Here is a 19,070-nt window from a genome sequence, read left to right as displayed (position 1 = left end):
TGTGTATAGACAATCGTCATTTTAAAAGATAAAATCATTGAAAAACACCAAAACTACCCCGAAGGGTGGGAGAAAAAACTAGGAAAGCACCTAAAATTGCGAGGAATTTTTATCCCATGCATAAAGGTATTCACATAAGATCATTAAGAAGCACGCGAAGAGAAAATGTAAAAAAGATGCTGAAGTTACAAGAGCAATTGATCATCGTTCTATTGATCTTGTTTATAGGATTACTCTTCATTAGCGCCTTTCAAAATTTTGACCTTCTAAATATAGGAGTGGGAGTTTTTGTCATTTCATACTCATGTCTAAAACTTTACCAAGTACGTCAATTAAAAAAAACGAACAGGCAAATAACAAAGAAACTTAGAACACTAGAACAATAACTAACACATGAAAAGAACATTATTTAACATCATCCTTTTTTTATTTGTTTTTCATTTTTCCAGAGAAGCAAATAGTCAAACAATCGTTAATAATTTGTCAGAGTCAATCAATTCCTCTTACACCATTGGAGGAAGCGGCCATGAACAAAGCTTTACAGTTGGAAATCAAAATGTAAAATTTTACTCGGTAATGCTCGACTTTGAAAGTGGTATGACTGACCCTGCATCTGTAAATGTTTCATTAAGAACTAATGCAGGAAGTACTATAGAAAATTTGGGAAATCATTTCACTGGATCTGGGTTGCAAGGGGCTATAGAGTCAAGTACCAACCCAACATTATTGGCAAATACTACGTATAAGATACATGTTTCTATATCAAGTGGGACCAATGCTAGTTGGAAAAAAACCGTTTCAGGAAGCAGTATAGGAACTTTAGGAACTTTTCCTGCTGATACGGAATATGCTCGAATGCAAGTATTAGGATTGATAACAGGAAATGAAATTGTTAGTTTTCCTACCGACCCTTATGGAGGAGGATATGACACAGATGGTACAGAGCAAGTGAATACAATTAATTTCGGGAATATTACTTTTAAGACCACAGATGATGGAATTGGGACGGCTTTTGCTTCGTTAACAGGTATTGCTGGTGCATTAAATAGAGGTTTTGCACACGGCTCTATAGTATCAGGAAATTCAATTGTAGATGGATTAGGCTATGTTTCCAATGCAGGAGATGGAGCTAATGGAGTTTGGTTTGTTTTTTCTACAGATAATGGAAGTGAATTCAACTTTTCTGGTTTTGATGCTTTTGAAACCTATGACTATATACAAACAATAGAAGTATTAGGGTTTAGGGATGGAACACTGGTAGTGAGTGAGGAAGTTTCAATTGCAAAAAGTAGTATATACAACTATATTAGAATGACAGATACAGGGTTTCGATATGTAGATGAAGTGAGAATTCGTCAGAAAACACCAGGTTTTTTCGATGGAGGAGTGCCAGGTATAGAAGGATTCATTTTTAATAATATTGTTTTAGAAGCACCTGTTTTACCTAATGCAGCACCTACAGCTTCTAATGTGAATTTTACAGGAGGACTAGCTTCAGCAGAGCAATTATCAGGTAGTTACACATGGAATGATACTGATGCAGGAGATACAGAAAGCGGTACTACTTTTCAATGGTATCGTTCTGACAATAACTCAGGAACTAATAGAACAGCAATCTCGGGAGCAACAGGACAAAACTATACCTTAACTAACAATGATATTGGAAAATATATCAGTTTTGAAGTAACGCCTAATGATGGAACAGATGCAGGAACTCCGGTAGAGAGTAGTTTGCAAGGCCCTGTTACAGCTTGCTTAATCACTGCTGTGAATTGTAACCCTGGTTTTACAGGCCATCAAGCCTTTTTTCAGCTAGGAATAAAAAGAGTCATTTTTGGTACAATAGATAACACTACAAGTGTTCCTGGTCAAGGAGACCCTACACTACATGATTTTACTTGTACTCAACAAACTACCATTACTGCGGGAGTACCGCAATCGATTACGGTAACCAACTTTACGCACAACCAGGAAGATGTAAAAGTATACATTGATTATAACAACGATGGAGATTTTAATGATGCCGGAGAATTGGCATTTAGCAGTGATAAAAAAATATCCCATACGGGTTCAATCACCGCTCCACTTACAGCTGTTAACAACACAGTCTTAAGAATGAGAGTCTTATCTGACTTCTTTGACAATGGGGTGGCTAGTGCATGTGAGAATATAGACTTTGGTCAAGTAGAAGAGTATGGAGTTACCGTACTTGTACCCGTTATAACAGGAACATCAGCTAATCAAGCGGTAAATGATGATACTACAATAGATCCTTTTTCAGGTGTTGTACTAACAATACTAGGAAACCCTAACGTAACAGCAACCATTACTTTAGATAATAATGCAAAAGGAGCACTTTCCGGTGCTGATCTTGTAGGTTCAGGACCTTATACAATAGCAAGCAAATCTCTAGCAGACATGCAAGCTGCTATACGAGCTTTGACGTTTACACCAACAGCCAATCGTACTGCTACTACAGAAACAACCGCTTTTACCATTACGATTGATGATGGAACAACTGTTAGTAATGATTCTAATACGACAGTTATTTCCAGTGCAGTTGGACCTACAATTACAGGAGTAAGTATTCCTAACACACCTATGAAGGTAGGAGATGTTGTTACAGCAACGATCACTGTAGATAGTGATACAGATAATTATACTTCAGGATCCGGTGGAATTAGTGGAACAATAGGAGGGTTTTCGGTAGGAAACTTATCTAGAACCAATGCTACCACATATACGGCTACTTTTACAGTAACTGATGGAGGTACAGATGTAGCAGCAGGAAGTGATATTCCTGTTAGTGTTACGCTCTCAGATTCAGGAGGAAAAGCCGGTAATACATTTGGTACGGCTATTAGTCAGAGTTCAGATGCTATTGATGCAAACAGACCGGATGTAGATTCGATTGTCATTACTGATTCAGCGTTAATATCAGGGGAAACTACACTGGTAACATTTACGTTTTCTGAAGTAGTAACAGGATTTACCAATGCAGACATTACAATTCCTAATGGAACGTTAACAAATGTAAGTTCTGCAGATGGAGGAACAACGTATACAGCTACATTTACACCTACTTCTAGTGTTGAGGATGCAACCAATGTATTTACTATAGATAAATCCGGAGTAGCAGACAATGCTGGAAATTTAGGAGCAGGAACTACAGATTCAGGAAACTTTACGATTGATACACAAAAGCCTACAGTTACAATTACAAGCTCGGCAGATCCAACCAGTGGAGCATTTACTGCTACATTCACTTTCTCGGAAGACGTTACCGGATTTGTGGTTGGAGATATTACTGTAGGAAATGGAGCAGCGAGTAACTTTAATAGTACAAGCGCAAGCGTTTATACAGCAACGATCACTCCTATAGCAGATGGAGCAGTAACGATTGATGTGGCTGCAGATAAAGCCATTGATGTTGCAGGAAACAACAACACCGCAGCTACACAATTGAGTGTAGAAAATGATGAAACAAAGCCAACGGTAACCATTACCAGTACAAATACTTCAGGAGTTGCTTTGGCAGAATTTCCAGTGACTTTTACTTTTAGTGAAAGTGTAACAGGATTTGTTGAAGGAGATATTACACTTTCAAACGGAACAGTAAAAGCAGGTACATTTTCAGGAACAGGAACAACGTATACAGCTACCATTTCTGGAACTAATCATGGAACAGTTACTATTGATGTAGCTTCAGATGTTGCGAATGATGCAGCAGGAAATGGAAATACAGCAGCAACTCAGTTTAGTATAGAGAATGATATTATCTCACCTTCACTAACCATTACAAGTAATGCTTCAAATCCACAGAGTGGAGCTTTTACAGCAACATTTACTTTTGATGAAGATGTAACCGGATTTGTGGTTGGAGATATTACTGTAGGAAACGGAGCAGCCAGTAATTTTCAAACGACTAGCGCTAAAGTATATACGGCAACAATTACTCCTGCCTCTGATGGAGCAGTTACCATTGATGTAACTTTTTCAATAGCTACAGACATTGCCGGAAACTTTAATAATTCAGCAACACAATTAAGTGTAACCAATGATGAAACCAAACCTTCGGTTGTAATTACTAGCTCTGCAAACCCTGTAAATGGAGCTTTCACAGCTACGTTTACTTTTTCAGAAGATGTAACCGGATTTGTGATCGGAGATATTACTGTAGGAAATGGAGCAGCTAGTAACTTTAACAGTACAAGTGCAAATGTGTATACAGCAACAATCACCCCGGCAGCAGAAGGAGCAGTAACGATTGATGTTGCAGCAGACAAAGCCATTGATGCAGCAGGAAACGACAACTTAGCTGCTACTCAGTTGAGCATTACCAATGATACAAGCAAACCAACAGTAACTATTACTAGCAATGCAGCCAGTTCACAAAGCGGAGCATTTACAGCTACGTTTACTTTTTCAGAAGATGTAACCGGATTTGTAGTTGGAGATATTACAGTTGGTAACGGAACAGCTAGTAACTTTAATAGCACGAGTGCAAGTGTTTACACAGCAACAATAACACCTGCTTCTGATGGAGCAGTAACAGTTGATGTAGCAATAGACAAAGCCAATGATACTGCAGGAAACGGAAATATAGCAGCAACTCAATTGAGTGTGAGTAACGATGAAACTTCATCAAGTGTATTAGAAATTAATTCCGATGCAACCAATGGAACTTACGGAGTTGGTGACGTGATTAATATTTATGTACAATACGACGAAGAAGTATTTGTTACAGGAACTCCTCAGTTAACCTTAGAAACAGGAACTACAGATCAAACAATCAATTATGTAGATAGAAGTGTATCTACCTTACGTTTTGTCTATACGGTTCAATCTGGAGATGAAAACGCCAACTTGGATGTTATTAACTCATCGGCTCTGACATTAAATTCAGGAACAATCAAAGATGCAGCAGGCAATGATGCTAATCTAACTGTACCACATGGAGTAACTTCAGGATCATTGAGTCTGAATAAAGCAATTGTGATCAACGCATCAGTTCCTACAGTAACCACTACAGATGTTGCTTCCATAGCACAATTATCTGCTGATTTTGGAGGAAATGTAACAGATGGTGGAGGATCTACCGTAACTGATAGAGGAATTGTATACTCAATTACTTCAGCAAATAACAATCCGGAAATAGGAGGAACAGGAGTTACCAAAGATGATAATGGAGCCGGAACAGGAGCATTTAACGAATCAATCACCGGCTTGTTACCTAATACACAGTATTCATATAGAGCCTATGCTACAAATAACTCTGGAACAGTATACGGAAGCGTAAAAACATTTACAACCTTAGCATTAATAGCGCCTACCATTAGTTTTACAGATATCAACAAAACTTACGGTGATGCAGATTTTACGTTGGCAGCTACATCAAACTCAGGAGGAACAATTACATATTCTATAATTGGAGCAACAAATGGAACAAGCTTATCAGGAAGCAATGATGCAACTGTAGACTTAGGAAATGTGGCTAATATTACAATTAGAGCTACTCTTGTAGCCAATGGTATTTATACAGGAGGAACAAAAGACATAACATTAGCAATAGCAGCAAGGTCAATTGCCGTAACTGCTGATGTAGACCAGACAAAAGTATACGGAGATTCAGATCCAACGTTTACTTATACAATAACTACAGGAAGCTTGGTAAGTGGAGATTCTTTTACCGGAGCATTAACTAGAGCAGCTGGAGCAGCTGTAGGAAATTATGCTATTAATCAAGGAACATTAAGTGCAGGAACTAACTACAATTTAAGCTTTGTTTCTAACGATTTTAGTATTACTCAAAAAGCAATCACTATAACAGCAGATGCAGGGCAGACAAAAGTATATGGAGAAATAGACCCAACATTTGCATACGCTGTTACTTCAGGAAGCTTGGTAAGTGGAGATTCTTTTACCGGAGCATTAAATAGAGCAGCTGGAGAAGATGTAGGAGATTATGCTATCAATCAAGGAACATTAAGTGCAGGAACTAACTACAATTTAAGCTTTGTTTCTAACGATTTTAGTATTACTCAAAAAGCCATCACTGTAACAGCAGATGCAGGGCAAACAAAAATATATGGAGAAGCAGACCCAACATTTGCATATTCAATTACTACTGGAAGTTTAGAAACAGGAGATAGCTTTACCGGAGCATTAACTAGAGCAGCTGGAGAAGATGTAGGAAATTATGCCATTAATCAAGGAACATTAAGTGCAGGAACTAACTACAATCTAAGCTATGTGTCCAATGATTTTAGTATTGCTCAGAAAGCAATTACTGTAACAGCAGATGCAGGACAAACAAAAATATATGGAGAAGCAGACCCAACATTTGCATACGCTGTTACTTCAGGAAGTTTAGAAACAGGAGATTCTTTTACCGGAGCATTAACCAGAGCGACAGGAGAAGCTGTAGGAAATTATGCTATTAATCAAGGAACATTAAGTGCAGGAACTAACTACAATCTAAGCTATGTGTCCAATGATTTTAGTATTGCTCAGAAAGCAATTATTGTAACAGCAGATGTAGGACAAACAAAAATATACGGAGAAACTGACCCTACATATACTTATGCAATAACCACAGGAAGTTTGGTTAGTGGAGATAGCTTTACCGGAACATTAGATAGAGCTGCTGGAGAAGATGTAGGAACCTATGCAATAAGTCAAGGAACATTAAGCGCAGGAGCTAACTACAATCTGAGTTTTGTTTCTAATGATTTCGCTATTGCCCAAAGAGATATTATTGTGACAGCCGATACAGGCCAAACAAAAGTATATGGAGATACAGATCCTTCATTTACGTATGCAATAACTACAGGAACTTTAGTTAGTGGAGATTCTTTTACAGGAGCATTAACAAGAGCAACCGGAGAAGATGTAGGAAACTATACTATCAGTCAAGGAACCTTATCTTTAAACTCAAACTATAATTTAAGCTTTGTTTCTAATGACTTTAGTATTACTCAAAAGGCCATTACAGTAACAGCAGATGATCAACTTAAAGAAAGAGGAACTGCAGATCCGGCCTTTACGTATGTGCTTACAAGTGGTTCTTTAGAATCAGGAGATTCGTTCTCAGGAACTTTGTCAAGAATAGCCGGAGAAGATGCAGGAACCTATGCAATCACCCAAGGTACTTTAACTGCAGGACCAAATTACAACTTGACTTTTATTGAAGGAACGTTGACTATTGAAGATACGATTGCACCTGTTTCACCACAAGTAACTCATATTTCAGAATATACCTGTAGTGGTAACTTAACTATGACTAGTGATAATACCTTGAAAATCTCAGGAACTGCAGAAAGAGGGTCTACTGTTGAAGTGTTTATCGAAGCAATTTCTGTAGGAACTACAATAACAGATGATAATGGCTTCTTTACTTTCGATCATACAGGAACTACACTTGCAGACGGAACCTATAGCATTACAGCACAAGCTACTGATGTTTCAGGAAACACCGGAGATCTTTCAGCACCATTTACAATTACCATCAACACAGTAGATACAGACAGTGATGGTATTGCAGATTTCTGTGATGAGGATGATGATGGAAACGGAGTAGATGATGTAGATGAAGATTGTGACGGAGATGGAATCATAGATAGTCAAGATACTGATAACAGTGCATGTACCTCAGAAATTCTACAAACCAGAAGCTACGGATTCTCTCCAAATGGAGATGGAGTAAATGATGGATGGGTGATCGAGAATATCACAGCCTTCCCAAATAATACGGTAAGTGTGTATAGCAGATCTGGAAAGCTTGTGTTTAAGAAGAAAGGGTATCAAAATGACTGGGAAGCTGTATCAAATCAGATTAGTAACAGTGGAAGCAGTAATAGATTACCTGTTGGACCCTATATCTACGTAATAGATCTAGGAGATGGAAGCAAACCTACAAGAGGATGGTTATACATCAATTATTAATCAAAGCACATTATAAAAGAGAACAATCATGAAAAAATCAATTATAACACTCATCACGATCACTTTTGCTTTGTTAATAGGAACCAAGGCAGAAGCACAACAAGACCCAAACTTTACCTTGTATAACTTTAATATGAACATTATTAACCCGGCTTTTGCAGGGATCAAGGAAACACCTGAGTTGAACTTGGTGTATAGAAATCAGTTCTTGGGAATCGACGATTCCCCAAGAACCATCTCTATGGCCTACTCAAAAGCATTGGGAAAGAATCTGGGAATAGGAATCTCGGCCATCAATGATAGAGTTTTTGTCTTGACAGAAGCCGACATTGCAGTAGATGTATCGTATAAACTACAGATAGATGAAGAGACAAACCTATACTTTGGACTAAAAGCTGGAGGAGGATTTGTAAACATCGATCTAACCAAGGCAAGCAACCCTGGAAATGACCCATTGTTTACACAGAACCAAAGTTTCTTCAATCCACATATCGGAGCGGGGATCAATATTCAGAATGATAAGTTCTACATCAGTATCTCTACACCAAACTTCTTAAAGGGAGACAGATATGAGAAGCAAGGAAACAGGCCAAGTGCAGCTGTAGACCAAGCACACTTCTACTTAGGAGGAGGATACAACATTACTTTAAACAGTAGCCTAGTCTTAACTCCAAGAGTAATGATGAGAACGGTAGAAGGAGCACCAACGAGTTACGATCTGGGATCATCTTTAGAGATCAACAAGAAGTTTATTGCAGGGGTGAACTACAGAGTAGATGAAACAGTATCAGCATACGGATTGTTCCAAGTATTAGACAGACTAAAACTAGGAGCAGCCTATGATGTAACAACAATGGATGCAAGTGCTATTAACGACAATGGTTCGTTAGAATTAATTTTAAAATATCAGTTTTAAGTTAAAAGAGATATTCTTTATAAAAAAGAAAGCCGTTCTCCCAAAGTTTCGAGAGAGCGGCTTTTCGTTTAATTTTTTTGAAGAGGACTAATAATTTTTACATCACTAAATGAAATGGCTCCTCTGATAACTCCATCAATGGTACTTTTCAAAGCATCGATCATTTGCATTTTTAATTGCGATTTATGGAAGATCAAACTAACTTCTCTTGCAGGTGGAGGTGATGTGAATTCTCTCAAATGCTTCTTGTCACTATCACTCAAATCCATAGTGTGTAAGTAGGGCAGTAGTGTCATACCTAATCCTTCTTTAGAAAGTTTAACCAAGGTGTCAAAACTTCCACTTTCCAGTTGAAACCCTTTTTTATTGTCTGTTCTGTAGGTTCTGCATAAGTTAATTACACTGTCTTTAAAGCAATGCCCATCTTCTAGCAATAAAATATCGTCCATTTCCAGTTCGTCAACCTCAATTAGCTTTTGATTGAACAAACGATGTCCTTCAGGAATTAATCCTACAAACGGTTCGTAGTATAAAGGACGCTCTTTTATGGCTTCATTTTCGAGTGGAGTAGCAGCCAATCCGGCATCAATATGACCATCCATTAGTTTTCTAATGATCTCCTCAGTTGTCAATTCTTCAATGATCAATTTTACTTTTGGGTATCGCTTTGTAAAATTGTTCAAAAACATGGGAAGTAAAGTAGGCATTACAGTAGGTATGATTCCCAACTTAAATTCCCCTCCAATAAATCCTTTGTGTTGATGTACGATATCTGTGATTCTGTTGCTTTCATTCACAATAATTTTGGCCTGCTCTACAACTTTTCGTCCCACATCGGTAAGCTCGATAGGCTTTTTTGACCGATTAAAAATCTGTACATCTAATTCTTCTTCTAGCTTTTGAATTTGCATACTCAGCGTGGGCTGAGTTACAAAACTGTGTTCTGCAGCAATGGTGAAATTTTGATATTCTGCTACAGACAGCACATATTTTAGTTGAGTTATGGTCATCGATAAAAATTTTTGATAAAGATATTAAAACTATCAATAAAAGCTATAGTTTATTTTGGTTTTTTGAGCCTAATTTTGTGGTAGAAAAAGGCAAAAAAATGAAAACAACTTTATTAGGATTAGACAAAAAATCAACAGAAGAATTGACAAAAGAGCTCAATACTTTGTTGGCAAATTTTCAAACATATTATCAAACTTTGCGTGGGTTACATTGGAATATTAAAGGAAAGAATTTCTTTGAATTACACTTAAAATTTGAAGAGTTATATACAGACGCTCAAGAAAAAGTAGACATGATTGCAGAGCGTATTCTTACACTGCAAGGAACTCCTTTGCATACTTTTTCAGATTATACTGATATTGCAGTAGTACCGGTAGCAAAAAATGTTTCTAACGATGTAGAAGCAGTTAGTTTGATTGTAGCATCGTTATCAGAATTATTAAAAATAGAAAGAGGAATTCTTGAATTGTCAGATAAGGCAGATGATGAAGGAACAAACTCTATGATGAGTGATTTTATCTCAGAACAAGAAAAGACCTTGTGGATGATGAATGCCTGGTTAGGTTAAAAAAAACTGAGTTGATTTAGATTGAAAAGAGAGGTAAGGAATTATAAATTCCAAAACTCTCTTTTTTTATTTAGCTCTTCTTCTTGCTTCGCATATTCTTCAGGAGAAATTACTTTTAAGAAAGAAGGATGTTGCTCTATAGCATATTCGATCTTGGTTACAATCTCATCAATAGACTCATTTTCATAATCTATTTCCATTGGAGGTTTAATCACCATAGATTGTAAAACATTTCTCTTTTTGATCATCAAACCTTTTTTATCAAAAGAACGTCTAAAACCATCAATAACAATAGGAATAACTGTAGGTTTGTAGGTTTTGATAATGTGAGCAGTTCCTCTTCTAATAGGTTTGAAAGGTGTTGTGGTTCCTTGTGGGAAAGTAATCACCCAACCATCATTTAAAGCTTTGCTGATATTGGTAATATCAGACATCTTTACTTGTCTGTTCACATTTTTACCGGCACTACGCCAAGTTCTGTCAATAGAGATAGAACCTGTATAAGCGAATATTTTTGGGAGAATACCAGATCTCATCGTTTCTCCGGCTGCTACATAGTAAATGTTAAGCTTCGGATGCCATATATATCCAACGTTCTTAATATTATCGTCTCTTCCTTTGAGAGCGGCGTTAAATACGTGTAGCATGGCAGCTACATCTGCAAAATAAGTTTGATGATTGGAAACAAAAAGCACATTATTATCAGGGATCTGTCTTATAATCTCAGAACCTTCTATTTGAAGTTTGTTAAAACTTCTATATCGTCCATGAGAAATTACTCCGAGTATTCTAATGAGCCATTTCTTTATCCACAGGTAATGTCCAAAAGGATTCCTTTTGAATAGAGGCATTTACTTGGTTTTTAATAGTCGCTGCTAAAATACAAAAGTATTCTTATGCGTCTATTATTTTAGCATTTCTTTAATTTCGCTAAGCATCATACCGGTTGCCCCCCAAACAATATGCTCATTTAGGCGAAAACAAGGAACATCTATTTTCTTCATATATGATGTATCCATAAGAATGGTATCTACATTAGATTCATCCATCAGATCGCTTAATAGCACTTCAATTGTTGATGCTACTTCTTGATTGATAATAAATGAAGGCTTGTAGTTGAGATAGGCTATAAAAGGAGTTGCCAAAAAATTACTAGGAGGGATGTACACATCTGTAATTTCTCGTATGATCTGAATATCTTCTTTGATGATCCCTACTTCTTCATTTGCTTCTCTGATAGCAGTATCTGATAACTTAGGATCTTGGTCTTCTATTTTGCCTCCCGGAAAACTAATCTGAGCAGAATGTGTTCCTTTATAACTTGCTCTTTCTGTTAGAAGGAAAGTAGTTTCATTGTCATCATTAGGATAAAACAAAGCTAGAACAGCAGCTCTTCTGGGGTTGTTGGCTTTTATCTTATCAGAATCATATTTCAAGCGTAGTTTAGGTGCTAACTTGAATTGAGCTTCCAATCCTCCTAGAGGAGATGATTTTAACGTATCAATATGGCTCAAAAAATCGTCAAACCTCATGTGACTCTTCTTCTTTTTTAAATAAGAATCCAAAACCAACTCTTTTCAAGAACTTTTTTTCAAAATTCCAGAAAAAACGAAACTGACCAAACAGAAAGCCTACTATTGGTAATGTTAGTTGATATACAGGAAAAACCAGTAAAAGTCTTATTGGCCAATAGATCCAGCCACTAACAGAGCCTTTTGTGATACCAAAAAAGTTTGTAATAGGTTCAGCAACCCAAGCTGCGAAAGAACCATTGATAGCAAAAACGATCAATATTAAAATGATCTGAAAATTAGAAGTAATGCCCCAGCGTTCTTTGAGTTTTTCCATCTGAATTGTATTACAGCAAAATTACGACATACGCAGTTCTCAAAAAAATTAGTCGATTACTATTTTTGTATTGATCAATGTTAAAATTACAAGCTGATTTTCAGGTTACTTGTATGTGAGAAATAATAACTACACCAACAATTAATGAGAGAAAAATCTTTAAGAGCTTAAGTATGGCACCTAACCAAGTTTAACAAATTATTTATAAGAAAGCTATCAATTTGTCGACTATCTAGCTAGACACATTCTTAACTCTTAGAATAAGAGTGTTTTTTGAACCCAAAAAAAGGCTGAAATTATTTCTATAATTTTTTTACCTTTCAAAAATTAAAATACAAAACAACTACATGAAGAAACTAGCACTGCACTGGAAGATATTAATAGGAATGGTTTTGGGTATTGTCTTTGGATTGGCAATGACCTATGTTGATGGAGGAAGTAAGTTCGTTGGAGATTGGATCAAACCATTAGGTACCATTTTTGTTAAACTTCTTAAATTAATTGCTGTACCTCTTATTTTAGCTTCTCTGATCAAAGGTATTTCTGATCTAAAAGATATTTCGAAGTTTAGAAATATTGGACTTCGTACAATTGTGATTTACGTAATCACTACTGTTTTTGCAATTACTATAGGTTTAACCATTGTTAATATTGTAAAACCGGGAGATGGAATTTCAGAAGAGACCATTACTAAACTAACAGAAACCTATGCTAATAGTGGAGGAGTACAAGCAAAAATTGCTGAGGCAACAAAGCAAAAGAACAGTGGTCCTTTACAGTTTGTAGAAGATATGGTACCGGAAAATGCTGTTCAAGCACTAGGTAACAATAAGGCAATGTTACAGGTGATTTTCTTTGCAATTATCTTAGGAATCTCAATGTTGTTGATAGGGGAAGAGAAAGCAAAGCCTTTAAAGAACTTCTTTGATTCGCTTAATGAAGTCGTTTTAAAGATGGTAGATCTCATCATGCTATCAGCTCCGTATGCTGTTTTTGCTCTATTGGCAAATGTAGTTGTATCGTCTAACGATCCAGATTTATTATACGCCTTATTAAAATACTCACTCACAGTAGTAGGAGGGCTTCTTTTGATGGTCATTTTCTATATGATCATAGTAGGATTTTTTGTAAAAAAGAACCCTTTCTGGTTCTTAAAGCAAATTAGCCCTGCACAATTATTAGCCTTCTCTACAAGTTCAAGTGCAGCAACATTACCTGTAACTATGGAGCGTGTTGAAGAACATGTAGGAGTAGATAAAGAAGTAAGTAGTTTTGTGTTACCTGTAGGAGCTACCATCAATATGGATGGTACCAGTTTGTATCAGGCTGTAGCGGCTGTATTTATTGCACAAGCTTTAGGTTTTGATCTCACTTTCGCAGATCAGCTAACAATTATTCTTACCGCATTATTAGCCTCAATAGGTTCTGCGGCGGTTCCGGGAGCCGGAATGGTAATGTTAGTAATCGTATTGGAAGCAGTTGGTTTCCCTGCAGATAAACTAGCTATTGGGCTAGCACTTATTTTTGCAGTAGATAGACCGCTGGATATGTGTAGAACAGTAATTAATGTAACAGGAGATGCTACGGTTTCTACCTTAGTAGCAAAATCAGTTGGAAAGTTACACGATCCAAAACCAAAAGAATGGGACGACCATTATGACGAAGTAAAAGGGAATTAAGAAATAAAAAAACAAAATAACTATGAATGTTTGCTTTCTAATGTATCCATGGGAAGATATAGTTCCAGAGAAGGATACTTCTTTAACATTAATTCATGAGTGTGCTAAAAGAGGACACGGAGTAGCTATTTGTACGCCTTCAAATTTAACTGTACGTAATAGTGTTACTTATGCTTTTTGTACTATTTTAAATAGGCATGAAAAGATGCCATCAAGTATCAATTCTTTTTATAAAAAAACTACTACGAGAGAAGAGATGCTACCTCTAGCAGGCTTTGATGTGATTTTTATGAGGGCTGAACCACCATTGGATCCTTTAATGCTTAACTTTTTAGATTCTGTAAAAGAAGATGTATTTATTATTAACTCTGTTCAAGGAATGAGAGAGGCAAATAATAAGTTATATACAGCTGCAATGGAAGACCCAGGTAATGAAATTATTCCGGTAACTCACGTTTCTAAAAATAAGAACTACTTAATAGAGATGATAGAAGAATCTAATGCTGATAAGATGATTCTTAAGCCTTTGAATGGCTTTGGTGGGTCTGGTGTTATTCTAATAGAGAAATCTGCTATGGGTAATATTAATTCGCTTTTAGATTTTTATATCAATAAAAGCGATGGAACATCCGAATATGTAATCTTACAGGAGTACATAGAAGGAGCAGATCAAGGAGATGTAAGAATTTTACTTTTAAATGGATTGCCTATAGGCGCAATGAGACGTATACCGGGAGAAAAAGACCATCGTTCTAATATAACCGCAGGAGGATCTGTAGCTAAACATAAGCTTACTCCGAAAGAAAAGTTATTGTGTAAGAAAATAGGACCAAAACTAGTGAAAGATGGATTGTACTTTGTAGGTATTGATGTTATAGGAGGAAAATTGGTTGAGGTTAATGTGATGAGTCCGGGAGGTATTACCTATATGAATAAAGTATATAAGACCAAGATTCAAGAAAAAGTAATTGATTTTATCGAAAGTAAATATCTAGAGCGCAATGCTGCATTCTTGAGAAAAACAGACCTAAAAAAGAAAGTACAAGAAGCTTAATGTTAAAGATTCCTGATGCACTGGTAGATTGTCATTGGTTGCATCAGCATCTGGATGATGAGAATTTAATCGTCTTAGATGCTACTTTACCCAAAGTAACCAACAAAGGAAAGGAAGAGATTCAACATGATGTTGAGATTCCTAAAGCACGTTTTTTTGATATAAAGAACCTGTTTTCAGAAGAAAATGCTCCTTTTCCCAACACCCTTCTTACACCTGAAAAGTTTGAACAAAGAGCTAGAGAACTTGGCGTAAATAATGACAGCGGTATTGTGGTATATGATATTCACGGAGTGTATTCTAGTCCTAGAGTATGGTGGATGTTTAAAGCGATGGGCTTGGATAATGTAGCTGTATTGAATGGAGGGTTGCCAAAATGGATCTCTGAGGGATACAAAACAGAAGAAAAGAAAGATAAGAATCCAACAACTGGAAATTTTACCGCTAAGTACAATAGCAGATTGTTTGTGGATGCTCCATATGTATTAAATTCCTTAAATAAGCTAGAAGAGCAGATTTTAGATGCGAGATCTTTGTCAAGGTTTCAAGGTCAATCTCCAGAACCGCGCAAAGGAGTACGAAGTGGGCATATTCCAAATTCAAAGAGTTTACCTTATGCTAGTGTGTTAAAAGGGAGTGAGTTAAGATCAAAAGAAGAATTAAAGTCATTATATCAACAAGTAAATCAAGAAGATAAACCCATGGTTTTTTCTTGTGGATCAGGCATCACAGCCTGTGTGTTGGCGCTTGGAGCCACAATTGCAGGGTATAACCAACTAACTGTATATGACGGATCATGGACAGAATGGGGCAGTTTACATGATTTACCAATAGAAGTATGAATATGATAAAGTTATCTATAGATCAAATCATAGCAAAAATCAATCAAGAAGAAACATTTCACGCGGTTTCTGATGATTACTCCTTCACTATAAAGATTGATGAATATGTACACTATGCTTGCGGAGCTGTACACGATGGTCATCAGTTTAGAAAAGAGCTTTGGGAGAATTGTATTCATACAGAATACGAACGTTGGTTTGAAGAAGATCCAGAAACCAAAGAAATGGTCAAATCTCACCCCATAGTAATTGCCGGAATGGATTCTCGATTCGAATATGATCTCAACAGAGCTCCAGAATCTGCTATTTATGAAGACGCTTGGGGAAAACAATTATGGCACACTCCTTTATCTGTAGAGATGAGAGAAAAAAGTTTAGCCAAGCACTATAGTTTTTATAAAGTAGTATATGCGTTAATAAGTAAGTTGGAAGAAAAGTTTGGAATGTGTGTGGTGTATGATATGCATAGCTATAATTGGAAACGTTGGGAGCGAGAAGTTCCTACGTGGAATTTAGGTACTGCCAATGTTGATGAAGAAAGATTTGCCAACTCAATCGAATCTTGGAGAGCTATTTTAGAGCAGATGCCCTTGCCAAACGGAATCAGATCTACTTCAAAAATTAACGATACATTTCAAGGAAATGGGTATTTCCTTAAGTACATTACTCAGAACTTTTCAAATACATTGGTGTTGGCAACAGAGATCGCAAAAGTATATTGTGATGAATTAGAACAGATTATGTATCCTGAGGTTGTAAATGCTGTTGAAGTGTACTTGAGAAAAGAATTAAAAAATCACGCAGATACTTTCTATAAAGCATATAAAGTATAAATTTGTGATTTCCATTAAGTTTGATGTTTATGATGAATGATTCCACTGTGGCAACCAAAGCACTCTTAGAAATTGATAATTATTTAGACAATCTGATTAAGAAGATTGAGCTACTCAGCTATGTAAATCCTATCAATATAGAATCTGAAAAAGAGAAGTTCTTTGCATCTAAATATCTAACAGATCCTGAATTTATTTATCCTGAAATGGATTTTGATAAATTCAATCTACACAGAGAATTCTTCTCACAACCTTTAGAGTTGATCGAAGATGAAAGACTAAGAAACTTATACGAAGATATTACCTATGCCTATTCAGGATTGATTCAATGTATTGAAACAATAGGAGAAGGAAGAAAATTCTATTACAACAGTTTACGTTCTTTCGGGACACCAACAGAACAAGATGTAGAGAACGCGAAATTCATTTTACATTTTTCTGATGATGAAGATGCTGAGAACGAAGAGCCTAAATACGATTGCAAATCGGCAGAACAGATTTTTAGAGAATATGGTAAGAACTATGATTTTAGCTTCGATATCAAACATTCTTCAACAATGGGAGCCATTGCAATGGTATTGAATAATATCAAAACATTGGTGATCAATTCCAACCATACGTTCTCTGAAGCTGAAATGAACATCCTTACCAATCATGAGATTGGAGTTCATATGGTAACTACAATGAACGGACTTTTACATCCGCTTAAGATCTTCTCTCATGGTTTTCCAAATTATGAAGAAACGCAAGAAGGATTAGCTGTGTTTAGTGAATATATGTCGGGTAACTTGACAATAAAAAGACTAAAGGAATTGGCTTATAGAGTAATAGCAGTAGATAGTTTGGCAAAAGGATATCCTTTTTCTAAAACCTTCCGATTGCTTCATAACAATTACGATCTCAATAGAGAAGAAGCTTTTTATATTACCGTAAGAGCACACAGAGGGGGAGGTTTTACAAAAGATTATCTGTATTTATCAGGACTTAAAAAGGTGTATAATTACCACAAAGAAGGAAAAGACTTGAGTGTATTGCTTACCGGAAAAGTATGCTTGGATTACAGTGAAGATATCAAATACTTGTTAGAGAAAGGATATGCAGTAAAACCGAAACATTACACACAGTCTTTCTACGAAAACAGCAATACAAATAAACGAGTAGAGTTTATTTTAAACAACCTAAAGTAGGTCTTTCATTTCGCTAAATTCACGTATCACTCGATCCGCATTTTCAAGAGTTTGGTCTGCAGCTAAAGGATTGTGGTATCCAAAAACAAAAATACCAGCATCATTTGCAGCCTTTACACCATTATCTGAATCTTCAATAACAACACAATGTTCTTTAGGAGTATTCCCTAAAACAGCGGCCTTTTCAAAAATCTCCGGGTGAGGTTTAGATGCTGTTAGATCGGCTCCACTGATCTTAGCTGTGAAATATTGATTCAAATCAAAACGATTGAACACACGATCAATATTAACCATCGCAGATGAAGAAGCCAATACCAGTGTTATTCCTTTGTTGTAAAAATACTTGATAATGTCTTCAACACCTTTAACCAAATGCAGGGTAGGATCGTTTTCAAAAAAATCGACATAACGCCCCCTTTTATTTAAAACCAAAGCTTCAGGATCGTGATCAAGATTGAAATGAGCTACTAATTTTTGAAAAGCATTAATGGTAGAAGAACCTGTAAGAGTTTTGTACAATTCATCAGAAACTTCAACACCAATAGACTTGAAGGTTTCGTAATACGCTCTTTTGTGTAATTCTTCAGAATCTATAATAACTCCATCCATATCAAAGATGACGCATTGTACTTCTTTGGGTAATTTCATTTAGTCTAAAAATTTGGCTTTTAATTCAGGTGTAGGGATCATGCAGCTATCTTTCTTTCCATACCATTTATATCGATTTCTGGCAACAAAATCATAGAAGATATTGGAAAATCCTGAAGGCAGAACGGTAAAGATCTGAGTCAATTTCCACCAACCGGAAAATTCTTTCATAATCTGTAAAGCAGCAGCAGACTTTATATAATAAGCCTGATTGGGCTCATAAAGAATGATAGAGTCTGTTTTAGTTGGATCAATTTTAAGATGATCTAAAATCTTTTTTCCTAGATCAGACTGTAAAGAAGCAAACCTAAATACATCTTTTTTATCGTACTGAATTACCTTGGTAACCGAACTGTTACATAGGTTGCACACCCCATCAAAAAGGATGATTTTCTTGTTTTCCGGAAGATCGAAATTTTTGTCATTCATGATCTACTGCAAAAATAAAACTTAAAAATTTAAATAAGATTGTAACAATTTAATTTTAGAGCCGTCTTATGTGAAGTAGAAGGAAAAACAAAAGGCTGTTATTACCTTGTT

Annotated in this window: 14 protein-coding genes; 8 read left to right on the top strand and 6 right to left on the bottom strand. The window is 36.2% G+C overall.

Features of this window, described 5'->3' with window-relative positions; translation table 11 throughout:
• Positions 1–393 precede the first annotated feature (393 nt).
• Both ACFSRZ_RS10870 and ACFSRZ_RS10865 read left to right on the top strand, forming a co-directional pair.
• Positions 394–7,944 (top strand): MBG domain-containing protein, encoded by a 7,551-nt coding sequence (locus tag ACFSRZ_RS10870; RefSeq protein ID WP_379666582.1) that lies wholly within the window; start codon positions 394–396, stop codon positions 7,942–7,944.
• A 28-nt stretch (positions 7,945–7,972) separates the two neighbouring features.
• Complete coding sequence (locus ACFSRZ_RS10865; RefSeq protein WP_379666581.1) at positions 7,973–8,860, top strand: PorP/SprF family type IX secretion system membrane protein; 888 nt, start codon at positions 7,973–7,975, stop codon at positions 8,858–8,860.
• Positions 8,861–8,928: 68 nt separating this feature from the next.
• On the opposite strand, the gene ACFSRZ_RS10860 is transcribed toward ACFSRZ_RS10865, so the two are convergent.
• Entirely contained in the window at positions 8,929–9,870 is a 942-nt protein-coding gene (locus tag ACFSRZ_RS10860; RefSeq protein WP_379666580.1) for a hydrogen peroxide-inducible genes activator, read from the bottom strand.
• Between the two features lie 98 nt (positions 9,871–9,968).
• Between ACFSRZ_RS10860 and ACFSRZ_RS10855 the strand changes: the two genes are divergently transcribed.
• Positions 9,969–10,439, top strand: coding sequence for a Dps family protein (locus ACFSRZ_RS10855; protein WP_379666579.1), 471 nt, complete (start codon positions 9,969–9,971; stop codon positions 10,437–10,439).
• Positions 10,440–10,480: 41 nt separating this feature from the next.
• Here ACFSRZ_RS10855 and ACFSRZ_RS10850 read toward each other — a convergent pair whose 3' ends face one another.
• The 3 genes from ACFSRZ_RS10850 to ACFSRZ_RS10840 are packed head-to-tail and all read right to left on the bottom strand — an operon-like array spanning position 10,481 to position 12,287.
• Positions 10,481–11,290 (bottom strand): lysophospholipid acyltransferase family protein, encoded by an 810-nt coding sequence (locus ACFSRZ_RS10850; protein WP_379666578.1) that lies wholly within the window; start codon positions 11,288–11,290, stop codon positions 10,481–10,483.
• Between the two features lie 54 nt (positions 11,291–11,344).
• Positions 11,345–12,004 (bottom strand): NUDIX hydrolase, encoded by a 660-nt coding sequence (locus ACFSRZ_RS10845; protein ID WP_379666577.1) that lies wholly within the window; start codon positions 12,002–12,004, stop codon positions 11,345–11,347.
• On the bottom strand, positions 11,961–12,287 hold the full coding sequence (locus ACFSRZ_RS10840) for a DUF6787 family protein (protein ID WP_379666576.1): 327 nt from the start codon (positions 12,285–12,287) through the stop codon (positions 11,961–11,963). The genes ACFSRZ_RS10845 and ACFSRZ_RS10840 overlap by 44 nt, the downstream gene beginning before the upstream one ends.
• A 347-nt stretch (positions 12,288–12,634) precedes the next feature.
• Here ACFSRZ_RS10840 and ACFSRZ_RS10835 point away from each other — a divergent pair, with 347 nt between their 5' ends.
• The 5 genes from ACFSRZ_RS10835 to ACFSRZ_RS10815 are packed head-to-tail and all read left to right on the top strand — an operon-like array spanning position 12,635 to position 17,882.
• Positions 12,635–13,966, top strand: coding sequence for a dicarboxylate/amino acid:cation symporter (locus ACFSRZ_RS10835; protein WP_379666575.1), 1,332 nt, complete (start codon positions 12,635–12,637; stop codon positions 13,964–13,966).
• Positions 13,967–13,988: 22 nt separating this feature from the next.
• Positions 13,989–15,020, top strand: coding sequence for a glutathione synthase (gene gshB, locus ACFSRZ_RS10830; RefSeq protein WP_379666574.1), 1,032 nt, complete (start codon positions 13,989–13,991; stop codon positions 15,018–15,020).
• Positions 15,020–15,862: a sulfurtransferase gene (locus ACFSRZ_RS10825; RefSeq protein ID WP_379666573.1), complete on the top strand. Its 843-nt coding sequence runs from the start codon at positions 15,020–15,022 to the stop codon at positions 15,860–15,862. The genes gshB and ACFSRZ_RS10825 overlap by 1 nt, the downstream gene beginning before the upstream one ends.
• Before the next feature lie 2 nt (positions 15,863–15,864).
• Positions 15,865–16,695: an N-formylglutamate amidohydrolase gene (locus ACFSRZ_RS10820; protein WP_379666767.1), complete on the top strand. Its 831-nt coding sequence runs from the start codon at positions 15,865–15,867 to the stop codon at positions 16,693–16,695.
• Positions 16,696–16,724: 29 nt separating this feature from the next.
• Positions 16,725–17,882 (top strand): flavohemoglobin expression-modulating QEGLA motif protein, encoded by a 1,158-nt coding sequence (locus tag ACFSRZ_RS10815; protein ID WP_379666572.1) that lies wholly within the window; start codon positions 16,725–16,727, stop codon positions 17,880–17,882.
• On the opposite strand, the gene ACFSRZ_RS10810 is transcribed toward ACFSRZ_RS10815, so the two are convergent.
• The gene (locus ACFSRZ_RS10810) at positions 17,874–18,530 is read right to left on the bottom strand and encodes an HAD family hydrolase (protein WP_379666571.1); all 657 of its coding nucleotides are present in this window, start codon (positions 18,528–18,530) and stop codon (positions 17,874–17,876) included. The two genes, ACFSRZ_RS10815 and ACFSRZ_RS10810, sit on opposite strands and share 9 nt — an antisense overlap.
• Positions 18,531–18,959 (bottom strand): thiol-disulfide oxidoreductase DCC family protein, encoded by a 429-nt coding sequence (locus ACFSRZ_RS10805; protein WP_379666570.1) that lies wholly within the window; start codon positions 18,957–18,959, stop codon positions 18,531–18,533.
• Between the last annotated feature and the right edge of the window lie 111 nt (positions 18,960–19,070).

Origin of the sequence: Pseudotenacibaculum haliotis, assembly GCF_042684245.1 — a bacterium.
Taxonomy (GTDB): Bacteria; Bacteroidota; Bacteroidia; order Flavobacteriales; family Flavobacteriaceae; genus Polaribacter; species Polaribacter haliotis_A.
This window is presented reverse-complemented; position numbering and strand designations above follow the sequence as displayed.

Coding starts and splice junctions, on each gene's coding strand:
- ACFSRZ_RS10860 (WP_379666580.1), bottom strand. CDS start 9,870: ATGACCATAACTCAACTAAAATATGTGCTGTCTGTAGCAGAATATCAA.
- ACFSRZ_RS10850 (WP_379666578.1), bottom strand. CDS start 11,290: ATGCCTCTATTCAAAAGGAATCCTTTTGGACATTACCTGTGGATAAAG.
- ACFSRZ_RS10815 (WP_379666572.1), top strand. CDS start 16,725: ATGATGAATGATTCCACTGTGGCAACCAAAGCACTCTTAGAAATTGAT.
- ACFSRZ_RS10865 (WP_379666581.1), top strand. CDS start 7,973: ATGAAAAAATCAATTATAACACTCATCACGATCACTTTTGCTTTGTTA.
- ACFSRZ_RS10840 (WP_379666576.1), bottom strand. CDS start 12,287: ATGGAAAAACTCAAAGAACGCTGGGGCATTACTTCTAATTTTCAGATC.
- ACFSRZ_RS10855 (WP_379666579.1), top strand. CDS start 9,969: ATGAAAACAACTTTATTAGGATTAGACAAAAAATCAACAGAAGAATTG.
- ACFSRZ_RS10835 (WP_379666575.1), top strand. CDS start 12,635: ATGAAGAAACTAGCACTGCACTGGAAGATATTAATAGGAATGGTTTTG.
- ACFSRZ_RS10805 (WP_379666570.1), bottom strand. CDS start 18,959: ATGAATGACAAAAATTTCGATCTTCCGGAAAACAAGAAAATCATCCTT.
- ACFSRZ_RS10820 (WP_379666767.1), top strand. CDS start 15,865: ATGATAAAGTTATCTATAGATCAAATCATAGCAAAAATCAATCAAGAA.
- ACFSRZ_RS10810 (WP_379666571.1), bottom strand. CDS start 18,530: ATGAAATTACCCAAAGAAGTACAATGCGTCATCTTTGATATGGATGGA.
- ACFSRZ_RS10870 (WP_379666582.1), top strand. CDS start 394: ATGAAAAGAACATTATTTAACATCATCCTTTTTTTATTTGTTTTTCAT.
- ACFSRZ_RS10825 (WP_379666573.1), top strand. CDS start 15,020: ATGTTAAAGATTCCTGATGCACTGGTAGATTGTCATTGGTTGCATCAG.
- gshB (WP_379666574.1), top strand. CDS start 13,989: ATGAATGTTTGCTTTCTAATGTATCCATGGGAAGATATAGTTCCAGAG.